11 protein-coding genes are annotated in these 13,464 nt (G+C 63.1%); all 11 read right to left on the bottom strand.

Features of this window, described 5'->3' with window-relative positions:
* Positions 1-8: 8 nt before the first annotated feature.
* The 11 genes from ftsZ to ACYQ4Z_RS02940 are packed head-to-tail and all read right to left on the bottom strand — an operon-like array spanning position 9 to position 13,457.
* Positions 9-1,214 carry a cell division protein FtsZ gene (gene ftsZ, locus ACYQ4Z_RS02990; RefSeq protein WP_197713773.1) on the bottom strand — a complete coding sequence of 402 codons (1,206 nt, stop codon included), beginning with the start codon at positions 1,212-1,214 and terminating at the stop codon, positions 9-11.
* A gap of 46 nt (positions 1,215-1,260) precedes the next feature.
* Complete coding sequence (gene ftsA, locus ACYQ4Z_RS02985) at positions 1,261-2,478, bottom strand: cell division protein FtsA (RefSeq protein ID WP_119334821.1); 1,218 nt, start codon at positions 2,476-2,478, stop codon at positions 1,261-1,263.
* Positions 2,475-3,254: a cell division protein FtsQ/DivIB gene (locus tag ACYQ4Z_RS02980; protein ID WP_219972541.1), complete on the bottom strand. Its 780-nt coding sequence runs from the start codon at positions 3,252-3,254 to the stop codon at positions 2,475-2,477. Before ACYQ4Z_RS02980 ends, ftsA begins: the two co-directional genes overlap by 4 nt.
* On the bottom strand, positions 3,239-4,186 hold the full coding sequence (locus tag ACYQ4Z_RS02975) for a D-alanine--D-alanine ligase (RefSeq protein ID WP_119334819.1): 948 nt from the start codon (positions 4,184-4,186) through the stop codon (positions 3,239-3,241). Before ACYQ4Z_RS02975 ends, ACYQ4Z_RS02980 begins: the two co-directional genes overlap by 16 nt.
* A complete protein-coding gene (gene murC, locus ACYQ4Z_RS02970; protein ID WP_459859998.1) occupies positions 4,186-5,598 on the bottom strand; it encodes a UDP-N-acetylmuramate--L-alanine ligase in 1,413 nt (470 codons plus the stop codon). Before murC ends, ACYQ4Z_RS02975 begins: the two co-directional genes overlap by 1 nt.
* Positions 5,595-6,668, bottom strand: a complete 1,074-nt coding sequence (gene murG, locus ACYQ4Z_RS02965; protein WP_219972543.1) for an undecaprenyldiphospho-muramoylpentapeptide beta-N-acetylglucosaminyltransferase — start codon at positions 6,666-6,668, stop codon at positions 5,595-5,597. The genes murC and murG overlap by 4 nt, the downstream gene beginning before the upstream one ends.
* Positions 6,647-7,870, bottom strand: coding sequence for a putative lipid II flippase FtsW (gene ftsW, locus ACYQ4Z_RS02960; protein WP_219972544.1), 1,224 nt, complete (start codon positions 7,868-7,870; stop codon positions 6,647-6,649). Before ftsW ends, murG begins: the two co-directional genes overlap by 22 nt.
* A complete protein-coding gene (gene murD, locus ACYQ4Z_RS02955) occupies positions 7,870-9,255 on the bottom strand; it encodes a UDP-N-acetylmuramoyl-L-alanine--D-glutamate ligase (protein WP_459859997.1) in 1,386 nt (461 codons plus the stop codon). The genes ftsW and murD overlap by 1 nt, the downstream gene beginning before the upstream one ends.
* A 6-nt stretch (positions 9,256-9,261) precedes the next feature.
* Positions 9,262-10,350, bottom strand: a complete 1,089-nt coding sequence (gene mraY, locus ACYQ4Z_RS02950) for a phospho-N-acetylmuramoyl-pentapeptide-transferase (protein ID WP_119334814.1) — start codon at positions 10,348-10,350, stop codon at positions 9,262-9,264.
* Positions 10,351-10,368: 18 nt separating this feature from the next.
* Positions 10,369-11,760 (bottom strand): UDP-N-acetylmuramoyl-tripeptide--D-alanyl-D-alanine ligase, encoded by a 1,392-nt coding sequence (locus tag ACYQ4Z_RS02945; RefSeq protein WP_459859995.1) that lies wholly within the window; start codon positions 11,758-11,760, stop codon positions 10,369-10,371.
* On the bottom strand, positions 11,757-13,457 hold the full coding sequence (locus ACYQ4Z_RS02940) for a Mur ligase family protein (RefSeq protein WP_219972546.1): 1,701 nt from the start codon (positions 13,455-13,457) through the stop codon (positions 11,757-11,759). The genes ACYQ4Z_RS02945 and ACYQ4Z_RS02940 overlap by 4 nt, the downstream gene beginning before the upstream one ends.
* Positions 13,458-13,464: the final 7 nt, after the last annotated feature.

Below are 13,464 nucleotides of genomic sequence, written 5' to 3'. Positions count from 1 at the left end.
CGCCCCGTTCAGTCGTTTTGTTTGCGCAGGAACGCAGGGATGTCGAGTTTGTCCATGCCCTTGCTCGCCAACTGCTCGGCGAACGAGCGGACCGGTTTGCGCCCGGTGGCACGTGACGAGCGGATCACTTTGCTCGCTTCCGCTGCCGCTGCGCTCGCGGAACGACCATTCGGCGCTACGGCATGCGTAGCCGCAGCACCATAGGTACCCGTCGCACGGGCCTCTTCCCAAAGGTCGGACGTAGTCTGACGACGCCCCGCCCCCAGTCCTGTCGCGACGACTGTGACCCGAATTCGGTCTTCCATCGCGTCGTCGAAAACGGTGCCGTATTTGACGAACGCCTCCGGCGCAGCGTACCCCTGAATGGCGCGCACGGCGTCGCGCACTTCGCTCATCTTGAGCGAGCTGCGGCTTGCGGTGATGTTGATCAAGACACACCGAGCGCCAGAGAGTTCGGTCCCCTCAAGGAGCGGGCTCACCGCTGCCTGTTCGGCGGCGACGCGGGCCCGATCGACTCCGCTTGCCTCTGCCGAACCCATCATCGCCCGTCCCATCTCCGCCATCGCGGTGCGCACGTCTTGGAAGTCGACGTTCACCATACCGGGAACATTGATGATTTCGGCGATCCCGGCAACTGCGTTTTTGAGGACATCGTCGGCGGCTTTGAAGCACGCTTCGAACGGGGCATCGTCGCCGAACACTTCCAGCAGCCGATCGTTCAAGACCACAATCAACGAATCGACGTGGCGCGTGAGCTCTTCGATCCCGCTTTCGGCAACGCGGTCGCGATTTTCGAATTCGAACGGTTTGGTGACCACCGCAACGGTGAGGATCCCCATCTCTTTCGCGATCTCAGCGATCACAGGTGCCGCACCGGTTCCTGTTCCCCCACCCATCCCGGCGGTGATGAAAATCATGTGCGCACCGTCGAGCGCTTCGGCGATTTGGTCTCGACTTTCGAACGCCGCTTCCCGCCCCGCTTCCGGTTTCGACCCGGCACCGAGACCACTGCGTCCCAATTGGACTTTGGTTGGCGCGAGCGCACGGGAGAGCGCTTGCGCGTCGGTGTTGATCGCGACGAACTCGACGCCAGCTACCCCCTCACGGATCATGTGATCGACCGCGTTACACCCGGCCCCGCCGACGCCCAAAACACGAATGACTGTTTTCGCCTCTGCCGATTCGACCACCTCTTCCAATGCGTGCAGTGCCATGACCCTTCTCCCTGACTTTGTTCGATTCTAACCGATTTGTCGCCAATCAACGATTTTCTGTGCCAAAAAACCAACGCAGCAACTGCGCGAACCACCCGGACCGCCGTTTGGTCCAAACCGCAGCATCCCCCCATTGTGCGTGCAGCAGACCACTGACCGCAGCATACGCAGGATCCTCCCACTTTTCGGCTTCATTGCTCAAATAGGGAATTCCCACCCGCGCCGGTGCTCCGAAAACGGCTTCCGCCAGATCCGAAATGCCGCTCAATTTCGCGCTTCCCCCGGTCAGGACTACGCCGGCGCTGATCTGCTCTTCGAGCCCCTGCTCGCGCAGCGTTTCCAACGCCATTTCGAAAATCTCCTCGACGCGCGGGTGGATCACGTCGACGAGCCGCTGCCGCGCCAAACGCCGCGGGGGGCGGTCGCCAATCGCCGGGGCATCGACGAACTCATCCATCGCCACCCAGTCGTAGGATGCCGCGCCGTACGCACATTTGAGCCGTTCCGCGTCGGCAGCGGGGGTGCGCAGCGCCATCGCGATGTCATGGGTGATGCGATCCCCACCCAGCGGCAACGCGGTGCAATACCGAACCGCTCCTTGCGCATAGACCACCATATCGGTCGTCCCGGCGCCGATATCGAGGAGCAACACGCCCAGCGCTTTTTCGTCTTCGGTAAGCACCGCTTGCGCCGCAGCCAGCCCTTGCACCATCAACGTGGTCAAATTCAACCCCGCGCGACGAATACATTTCACCAAATTGTGCGTTGCGCTCTTCAATCCGGTGACGACATGCACCCGTACCGCCAGTTTTCGTCCGCTCATCCCCACCGGGTTCGCGATTCCGCCCAGATCGTCGAGTACGAACTCCTGCACCAGCGCGTGCAACAATTGGCGATCTTCGGCAAGCGGCAGCTGTTTGGCGGCCTCCAAGACGCGCGCGACATCCTGTTCGGAGACTTCCGCACCGTGCACGGGCACGATCCCTTCGTTGTCCAAGCAAGCGAGGTGTGCGCCGCTGATCGTCGCGCGGACCTCCGAAAAGTTCGTTTCGATTTTCTCTTGCAACGTTTCGGCAACGCGAGCAACCACGGCCAACGTGGCGTCGATATTGACGACCATGCCGTGCCGCAACCCCATCCCTGTGGGCACTTCGACCAGGTGCAAGACGTCGACGCCCCCCTCGGGGCGTCGGCGTGCTACGACCGCTACGGTTTTCGCGGTACCGATATCGAGGGCAAGAAAAGGGGCTGTCCGTTCGCTCATCCGTTTCGGTCCTGTTCGGTTGCAGGCGCAGGAGGTAACGAGACCGCGAAAGCCTGGTCGTGGCGCAAATCGACGCGCGATGGCATCGCCCCCAAACGGCTGACCAACTGCGGCCAACGCTGGCTCAGCCACGCCACCCGCTGTTTCGCTGCTGCAGGTGAGGCGACGGTTCCCAGGAACCATTCGACGGGTTCGACGAAGGTCACCGTGATCGCACCCAATGGGGACAGCGTGATTCCGCTGAGGTGTAACGTATCGGGCAAGACTGGTGCAACCACTCGAAGGTTGCGAAACGCGTCGACCAATTGCGCCTCGTGTGCGGCAAGCCAAATCTCTTCGCCATTTTCGGGGGAAAGCCGATCTTGGAATGGGCGCCCTTGCGCGTCGATCCAGCGCCATGTGCCGTCATCCAAATTGCGCCAGCGCAATACCGGTTTGCGCAACGCCAACTCGATCACCAGTCGGTCCGGCCAAACGCGCTCCACCCGAACCCGATCGACGACGGAAAACGCCTTCAATTGCCGCTCGATGCGGATCAGATCGACTTCCCAGAGCGCCTGCCCGCGCACCTGCTGCGTCACCGTCTCGACCACCTGTTCCGGATCGATCTGGGCAACCGACCCTTCGGCCACCATCAGCGCAACCTCTCGAACCGGCACGAAGAGCCGCTCCCGCACCAAAGCCAACAAGCCAAGCCCCCAGACGAGCAACGCCCCTGCGAACGCAACTTTCGCGCCCAACCGCCACCGTTGCACGCCACTCAACCGTGCGCGCACGAAAAGCCCCCTTTGAGCCGCGCTGTTTCGAGAATGCGCACACAGAGTTGGTCGAAATCCAGACACACGGCACGCGCCGCCATCGGGACCAACGAATGGTCGGTCATACCGGGCGCCGTATTCATTTCGAGCAATTTCGCCTCGCTCCCGTCCCAGAGAAGATCGACACGGCCCCATCCTTCACAACCCAATGCGTCGCGCGCCTGCACAACGAGCGTTTCCAATCCCCGCAAGATCGACTCCGGAAGGGGTGCCGGGCAATGGTAGCGCGTATCGCTACTCTCATATTTGTGGTGAAAATCGTAATTGCCTTCGGGCGCTTCGATCTCGATCACAGGCAAGACCTCATCGCCGAGGAACGCCACGGTCAATTCCCGCCCCCGCACCTGCTGCTCGACGAGCACGTCGTCGTCGTACGCCAACGCCGCTTCGATGCGCGTAACCAGTGCGTCCCGATTCGCAGCAGCCCCCGCCCCAACGCTCGAACCCTCATGGACCGGCTTGACGAACCACGGTGCCGGAACCGCTTCCCGCACCGTGTCGAGCACGGCGTCGGCATCTCGCTGCCACGCATCCCGTGTCACGCGAATCCCAGGAATCACCGGCAATCCCACCGCCTGCCAAACGAGCTTGGTCCGCCATTTGTCCATGGCCAGCGCGCTTGCTAACACACCACTTCCCGTATAGGGAATGCGCAACCACTCGAGTATCGCTTGCGCGGTCCCATCTTCGCCCCCCCGTCCGTGCAGGACGACGAACGCCTTGGTAACCCCTTCCTGCGTCAACTCCGGCCAGTCGCGCAGTTTGGGATCGAACGGGACCACGTCAAACCCCGCTCGGGTAAGCGCCGCACACACGGCATTTCCGGAGCGGAGCGAAATCGTCCGTTCCGCGGACGCCCCGCCCATCAAAACGGCTATCCGTTCGCGCATCATGCCTGCTCCGCGTAAGGTGCCAGCAAGCGGGGCAACGTCCCGATCGACCCCGCCCCCATACTGAGCACGAGATCGTGGTCTTGGACCACCGCGGCAAGCGCCTCAGGAATCCCGTCGATCGCATCGACGAAAACCGGTTCGACCCGTCCGCGCAACCGAACGGCACGAGCGAGCGCTCGGCCGTCGGCTGCCGGGATCGGCTCTTCGCCCGCCGGATAGACTTCGGTCAAGACCAAACCATCTACCTCGGAAAGCACCTGGGCGAAGTCGTCGAAACAGTCGCGCGTGCGGGTATAGCGATGGGGTTGAAAGACAAGGATCAGACGCCGGTTTGGATAGGCCAAACGAGCAGCCTCGATCGTTGCGGCGAGCTCCCGCGGATGGTGGCCGTAGTCGTCGACCAGTTCGAACCGCACACGCGCACCAGTTGGATTCGTCAGCACGAACCACCCATGGCGTTCGAACCGGCGGGCAACTCCCTGAAACGTCGCAAGCCCCCGCGCGATGGTTTCGTCATCGACCCCCAATTCACTCGCCACCGCAGCCGCCGCGAGCGCGTTGCGCACGTTGTGCGTTCCCAGAAGCGACATCGTCACTGCGGTGCGCCGCGCCTGACCGTTGCGGCGCACCAGCGTGAAATGGGTTTTGCCGTCACGCACCACCACGTCTTCTGCCTGGACCATCGCCTCCGGATGGAACCCATACGAGAGTACCACGCGGCTACACCGCTGGGCAATTTCGCGCACCGGCGCTTCGTCCCAACACAGGACCGCGACCCCCCAAAACGGCAGGCGGTGGAGAAACTCCAGAAAGTGCGCCTTCAACCGCTCGAAATCGTGGCCGTAGGTGGCCATATGATCGGCGTCGATGTTGGTCACCACCGCGATCACGGGGGAAAGGTGCAAGAAAGAGGCGTCCGATTCGTCCGCTTCCGCGACGAGATAAGCACCTGAACCCAATTTGGCGTTACTGCCCGCAGCCAACAGCCGCCCACCGATCACGAAAGTAGGATCGAGTCCGGCTTCGGCCAACAAGGTAGCGACGAGCGAGGTCGTGGTCGTCTTGCCGTGCGTGCCGGCAATCGCAATACCTTGGCGAAAGCGCATCAGCTCGGCCAACATTTCGGCACGCGGCACGACCGGAATCCGCCGCTTTCGCGCCTCGCCCCACTCGGGGTTGTCGGGCGTGATTGCGGAAGAGACGACCACCGCGTCGGCATCCTGAAGGTGCGCTGCGTCGTGTCCGAGGAACACGGTCACCCCCATTTGGCGCAACCGTTCGACCGTTGGACTGAGCGTCAGATCGGAGCCGCTCACCGCAAACCCCATCTGGACCAAAACCTCCGCGATGCCGCTCATGCCAACACCGCCGATGCCTACGAAATGAACTTTTCGTACCCGATGTTTCATCGGTTGGTTATCTCCTCGATCACTTGAGCGATACGCACTTGGGCGTCACGGATACCCAACGCGTAGGCTCGCTGCGCGATGCGGGCCGCGTCGGCTCGCGAAGCGTGACGCAACCAATCGGCCAACCGCTCCGGCGTCAAATCGGCCTCGCGCGTTACCAGCGCCGCATCCTGCGCCACCAGCCATTGGGCGTTCGCGTATTGATGATCATCGACGGCGTACGGATAGGGAACAAAATGGGCCGCAACCCCAACCGCCGCCACTTCAGAGACCGTCATCGCACCCGCACGACACACAACCCAGTCGCTTCCCGCCAACGCCGCCCCCATCTCGACGATGAACGGTTCGCACTGTGCGGTCACACCCGCATCGCGGTAGGCAGCCAGCGTTGCCTCGTAATCGCGTTCCCCCGTTTGGTGGCGCACCAACGGGCGTTCCGAGGGCGCCAGCAACCGAAGCGCAACCGGAACCAGTCGGTTGAGCCGCTGCGCCCCCAGGCTACCGCCCAACACCAAAAGGCGCAACGGCCCTTCCCGGTCACGATAGCGCAGCGATGGCTCCGGTTGCGCGACGATCGCATCGCGGACCGGGTTTCCCACCACTTCTGCGCGGCGCAACCCATTGGAAAACGCGGTCAACACGCGGCTGGCAAGTGGCGCGAGCACCCGGTTGGCCAGCCCCGCGCGCGCGTTCTGCTCATGGATCACCAGTGGCAACCGCAACCGTTTGGCCGCGAGCGCAGCGGGAACCGAGACGTATCCTCCGAACGTCGCGACCACAGAAACCCGATGGGCGCGCAAACCCCGAACCGCCCGACCCGTTGCCTGGGCTAGCGCAACCGGCAACGACAACCAACGGCGCCACCCTTTACCCCGCACCTGACCGAACGCCACGTCATAAAACGCAATCCCGTTTTCCGCCGCAATTTTCGCTTCCAGCCCAGCCGAATTCCCCAGCCAAACCACGGTCCAGCCGCGGCGTTCGAGCGCGTGCGCGACCGCAAGTGCCGGAAAGATGTGTCCGCCTGTCCCGCCGGCGGCAAGCGCAGCTACACGGGGTTCCGACGACATAACGATCGCAACTCCCATTCTGCCCGCATCACGAACGCCACCGCGAGCAGGTTCATCACCAGTGCCGAACCGCCGTAACTCATGAACGGCAGCGCGAGCCCTTTCGTCGGCAACAATCCGACATTGACCCCCATGTTGATCGCTGCCTGCACGCCGACGCCAAGCGCCACGCCGATCACGGACAAACCGGCGAAATAGGCCTCCACCTGCACCAGCCGTCGCCCCACGTCCACCATACGCCAAACCAAGACCGCAAACAGGAGCACCACGGTCACAACCCCCAACCAGCCCAACTCCTCACCGATCACGGCCAGAATGAAATCGGTGTGCGCTTCGGGCAAATAGAAGAGTTTTTCGATGCTGCCGCCCAAGCCAACCCCCAACCATTCCCCACGACCGAAGGCGATCAGGGCATGGGTCAATTGATACCCTTTCCCCAACGGGTCCGACCACGGATCAAGAAACGCCACGAATCGCTGCATCCGGTAGGGGGAGACGACGACCAACGCGGCAAACAACAAAAGCGCCGCGGCTATGAGTAACCCGACGATTCGCCAACTGAGCCCGCCCATGAAAAGGATGCTAAACGCCACTGCGCTCACCACCACGAGCGAGCCGAAATCGGGTTGCCAAAGCAGCAACGAACCGACCGCCGCGACCATGAGCAAAAACGGGAAAAACCCGGCAAAGAAGCGCTCCATCGCATGGAAATGGTGCACGGTGTAGTTGGCGGCAAAAAGCGCGATCGTGAATTTGACGATCTCTGCAGGTTGGAGATTGAGCGGCCCCAGCGCAATCCATCGCTGCGCCCCATTGACCGTTTTCCCGATCCCAGGGATCAGCACCAGGACAAGCAAGACGAGCGACGCCGCAAAAAGCCAGCGACTATTCCTTTCCCACCAGCGCAACGGCAAGCGATAGGTCCACCACGCCACGCCCAAACCGATCGCAACGAAGACTAGCTGCCGAATCAAGAAGAAATAGGGGGTCCCGTACTGTTCCGCAGCCACCGCGATGCTTGCCGAATAGACCATCACCAGGCCCCAACTGACAAGCAAAAGCGTTGGCCAGAGCAGCAACGGGTCAGGTGCGCCAGGCCGGTCGAAGTAGGGGCGCAACTGCGCCGGGAGCCAAACGTGAGTGGGCAGCTTCGTTTCCACCGCTTGGCGTTCTCGAGGCCACAACGCGGTCCAGACCTTCATCACGGTATCTGCTCCGTGGTCAAATGGCGCTCGACGGCAGCAACGAAACACGCAGCGCGTGCGCGGTAATCCCGAAACTGATCCCAACTGGCACACGCAGGAGACAGCAGCACGATATCGCCGGGCTCTGCGTCGCGGGCGGCCCGTGCCGTCGCCTCCTCAAGACTTTCACAACAATGGACCGCGACACCCGCTGCCGTGAACGCCTCGGCCAACGCAGTGCGATCGCGGCCGTACAGGTACGCACAGCGGACGCGTCCCCGCGCCGCTTCAGCAAGGGGCACGAACGATTGCCCTTTGCCATCGCCACCTGCCAGCAAGCGAATCGGCGCATCCAGCGACGTGATCGCCGCAACCGTCGCGCCTACGTTGGTTCCTTTCGAATCTTCGACGAAACGAACGCCGTCGCTGCGCGTCGCGACCAACACCATGCGGTGGGGTAACCCGCGGAAAGAGGTCACCGCTGCCGCCAACCGATCGTCCCACCCCGTAAGATGAACCACCAGCGCGAGCGCCGCCAACACATTGCGCTGGTTGTGACGCCCCAGAAGCGCCAAACGGTCGGTTGGCACGAGCAGCCGATCCCCCCACGCCAACCAGGAACGCCCCTCAGATTCAACAACGCCCCAGTCTTCGTCAGTTGGCGGCTGGTCGAGACCGAACGTAACGGTTCGCACGCGTTGCGCGGCATCGCCGAGCCATTGCCAGAGCGTTGCGTCGTCGCGCGGTAACACGGCGCACGCCGCCCCTTCGAGAATCCGCGCCTTGGCACGCACATACGCGGCCATCGAGCCGTGCCGATCGAGGTGATCCTCGGTCACATTCAGAATCGTCGCCGCATCCGCAGCAAAGGTGCCAGCTGCCTCGAGCTGAAAGCTGGAGAGCTCGACCACCCATACCTGTGGCCAGGGACGACCCGTTCGCTCCCGCTCCAACGCCTCCGCTAGGAGCGGTTTGCCGATATTGCCGAGCGGCGGCGCGTCCCACCCCAACGCGGTCAACAGATGAGAAACGAGCGCAGTCGTCGTACTTTTTCCGTTGGTGCCGGTGATCGCCAGAATCGGCGCGCGATCGCCACGGGCACGCCGCACTTCGGCAAAGAGCGCGAGTTCCCCGCCAGTCGAGAGACCGCACGCGCGGGCGGCGACCAAGCACGGGAGGTCTGTGGGCAGCCCCGGCGACACCCAGACCCGATCGACCCCATCGAGGAGCGCTGCGTCCATCACACATCCGAAGCGCCACTCGACCCCTGGGCATTCGGCGATGAGCGCTTCCTTCTCTGGGGGCGCTGCGCGGGTATCGGCAGCGCGTACAGAAAGACCGTGCGCCACCAACCAGCGCACCATCGCCGCACCGCTCAACCCAAGGCCCAAGACCAAATCCATCGCCACCTACCGCAGTTTCAATGTCGACAACCCGATCAGCACCAGAATAATCGTGATGATCCAAAAGCGCACCACCACCTGCGTCTCTTTCCAGCCACCCAATTCGAAATGGTGGTGCAACGGGGCCATCCGCAAAATCCGCTTTCCCCCGCTGTATTTGAAAAACCCCACTTGGAGCATCACCGACAGCGCTTCGACGACGAAAAGCCCACTCATGATGAAAAAGACGATCTCTTGCCGGACGATCAACGCGATCGCCCCCATCGCTGCGCCCAGCGCCAGCGCACCGACATCGCCCATGAACACCTGCGCCGGATGCGCGTTGAACCAAAGGAACCCAAGCCCAGCGCCACAGATTGCGCCACAAACCACCGCCAATTCGCCTGCTCCCGGCACATAGGGGACGCCCAGGTAACGTGCAAAAACCGCGTGCCCGGCGACATAGGCAAAAATCGCCAACGCCCCGGTGACGAGTACCACCGGCATCACCGCCAGACCGTCCAACCCGTCGGTGAGATTGACGGCATGGCTTGCCCCGTTGATCACGAAATAGCCAAGCACCACCAACCCAACGGTGCCCAACGGAATCGATACCTCTTTGAAGAAGGGAACGATCAGCGTGGTATGTACCGGAAGCGTTGCCTGCCACGCCAGATAACCGGTAGCCGCTAAAGCGATCACCGAAGTCCAAAGGTACTTCCACCGCGCCGGCAACCCCTTCGGATCCCGGTGCACCACTTTGCGCCAGTCATCGACCCAACCCACCAGACCGAAACCCAGCGTGACCCAAAGCACCACCCAAACGTACGCGTTGCGCAAATCCCCCCAGAGTAGAACTGCAAGCGTCATGGAGAGCAGGATCAACACCCCGCCCATCGTCGGCGTCCCACTCTTGATCAAATGGCTCTGCGGTCCGTCTTGGCGCACCGCTTGCCCAAACTTTTTTGCCGCCAACCAGCGGATCACACCAGGTCCCAGAAGGAAAGAGACCACGAGCGCGGTGAGCGCCGCAAGCATCGTGCGCAGCGTGATGTAGGTAAAGACGTTGAATGCCCGCACCTCGTGCGCCAACCATTGCGCCAATTCCAGCAACATGCCCTTCTCCTTGCGCGCTCACTCAGCCGATGGGGCGATCGCTGTAACGACCCGCTCCATGCGACTCGAGCGCGAACCTTTCACCAAAACGGCTGTCTGCGCATCGAGAAGCGGCAACAGCGCGTCCAACAATCGCGGCAAAGCCGAGAACGCCATTGCGCCGTCGCCGAACCCTGAAGCCGCCGCTTCGGCGTTCGTTCCCAAAGTCAAAAAATGGGTCACACCTGCCGCTTTGGCATAGCGGCCAACCTCCTCGTGCAGCTCGCTGCCATGCGCCCCCAGTTCCGCCATCTCACCCATCACGACCACTTTGCGCGGCTGCGGCAATGTCATCAGGGCGTCGATCGCGGCGCGCATCGCGTCGGGGTTGGCATTATACGTGTCGTCGAGAACGACCGTTCCGGTGGGCGTCTGCAGCCGCCGCAGCCGACCCGCCACGGGGGGTAGAGCCTGCCAGGCAGCGACCGCTGGCTCCCACGGCAATTGCAGCGCATCGAGCACCGCCAACGCGGCACAGGCCAATTCGGCGAAGTGGCGCCCGACCCACGGCAGGCGCACGGTGGCTTCTTGCCGGTCGCTGACCACCTCGCAGCGGATGCCTTCGGCATCGGCAACCTCATGACACAACCGCACCATAGCCGCTGGCGCGCGCCCGAACGTCACGATCTGGCGCGGTTGCGCCCGCTCCCGCCATTCGGCGAAAAAAGGGGAATCGGCAGGCAGCACGGCGACCCCGTCTGATGCGAGCGTGGTGACGAGCGACCCTTTCTCTGCCGCCACCGCATCGACGCTACCCAGCCCGGCCAAGTGGGCGCGCAGCGCGTTCAACACCACCGCGACGTTGGGTTCGGCCAACCGCCCCAACGCAACGATCTCCCCGGGTTGATTCATCGCCACTTCTACGACCACACCCCGATGCTTTCTTTCGATCCCACAGAGCGTGAGTGGCACGCCAATCGCGTTGTTCCAGTTCCCGGGCGTCGCCCAGACTTGGCTTTCGCCCCAGATCGCAGCCAATGCGGACGCGAGCAAGGTTTTGGTCGTCGTCTTGCCCGCGCTGCCAGTCACCGCGGTCACCGCGCCGCCCCACTGCCGCCGCCACCATTGTCCGATTGCGCCCAATGCCGCCAAGGTGTCGGGTACCGGTAAAACGCGATCGGCAGGCACCGACGTGCGGTCTCGGTGGTGCGCCCATTGCGCTGCCGAAACCATCGCCGCGACGGCGCCTTGCGTGAGCGCCGCCGCAACGAAATCGTGGCCGTCAAAACGCGTCCCCGTCAAGGCCACGAAGAGTTTCCCAGAACACGCTGCGCGCGAATCGGTGGTGACACCATCGATTCGCCGATCCTGAGCCTCTGGCGGCATCGGCACCCCGATTGCCGCGGCGATTTCAGCCAAAGATGTGTTCATCGTTGATCCTGAAGCGAAAAAGACGCGGCGCACGGCGTCTTGGCATCACGCGCCATCAACGCAGCGCGCGCGCATTCGTGATCGGAAAAGGGGATTTTCTCGCCGGCAATCTCCTGATACCCCTCGTGCCCCTTGCCAGCGAGCAAAATCACATCGTCAGCCGCGGCAGAAACGACCGCGTACCGGATCGCTTCGCCGCGATCCAACTGCACCATGACCGAACGATCCGCAGGAACCCCACGCAGAATCGCGGCAGCGATCGCATCCGGCGACTCCCAGCGGGGATTGTCGCTCGTCACCACCAGCCGATCGGCGTACGCAGCCGCCGCCCGTCCCATCTCCGGGCGTTTCCCGGCATCGCGATTGCCGCCCGCCCCAAAGACCACCCAGAGCGCACCGCCACGCGCAGCGGCAATCGGGCGGAGGCTCTCGAGCGCTTGTGCCAGCGCGTCCGGCGTATGCGCGTAATCGACGACCACCATCGGGCGTTCGGCCACCACCTCCATTCGCCCGGGCGGCGGCACCACGTGCGCCAACGCAGCGAGCGCATCGGACAAAGGGATTCCCTCAGCCAACAAAGCAGCCAAGACAAGCGCGCCGTTCGCGATTTGAAACGCACCCGCTGCCGGAACCTCAAGCGTTCCCGTCTGCACAACGGGCGCGTGCCCAGCCAAATGGCTGGCTCCGGCAGAACGAACGGAGACCGGAACGGTCCAGCGCCCGTCTATCCATTGCGGTTTCGCCGTCAAAGCAACCGTAGCAACACCGCAACCGTGCGCAGCAGCGCCACTTCTCTGCAGGTGGCGAATGGTCGCTTCGGTTCCGACCCACCAAACCGTACGCTGGCGTTCGCTCCCCGTGCGTTCGGCTTCTAGTGCCGCAGCGCTGCCCCACAGCGCTCCGTAGGGATCATCGACCCAGAAAATTTGATGGGCAAGCTCCGGGCGAAAAAGGAAACGGCGTTTCGCTTCGGCGTACGCCGCAAGCGACCCGTGGTAATCCAGATGGTCGCGCGAAAGGTTGGTAAAAATCGCCCCTTGGAACCGCACGCCGTCGATGCGCCGCTCACAGACACCGATCGACGAAACCTCGAGGCTGGCCGCGCGACACCCGCTCTCACGAAACCGCGCGAGCAGGGTGTGGAGCAGCACAGCGGAGGGGGTGGTGAACCCCGTCGCAGCGAGCGCCCCCAACCGCCCTGCCCCCAGAGTCCCGACAACCCCGGTGGCGCATCCGAGCCGCTCCAACGTCTGCGCCAACCATTGGCTGACCGTCGTTTTCCCGTTGGTACCGGTAACCCCCCAAACCGCGAGGTGTTCAGAGGGTGCTTCGTACCAGCGGTGGGCCAACTCCCCCGCCCAGCGCTGTAGCCCCGGGACGCGCCACAACAACACCTCTTTTCCGGTGTCACTGGTAAGGATTTCGGGTTCGTCCGCCGACGCCCCCTCTGGCTTCGTTCCCGCTTCGCCACACGCCGCCGGATCGCAATCGGCGATCACGGCCGCAGCGCCCCGCCGAATGGCATCGGTCACATAGTCCCAGCCGTTTCGACCGTCGTGTCGAAACGCCAAAAAGAGGTCACCGGGTTGGATCCGACGCGAGTCGCTCGCAAGCGATGCGTTGGGAAAACGGTCACGGCACGCGCGAAAAACCGCTTCGAGCCAATCGGGCCACGGATAGATCGTCGAAACATTCATCGACCAG

The organism is Hydrogenophilus hirschii (genome assembly GCF_054656675.1).
Note: the sequence above shows the minus strand (reverse complement) of the source record. Positions and strands in the feature narration are given on the sequence as shown.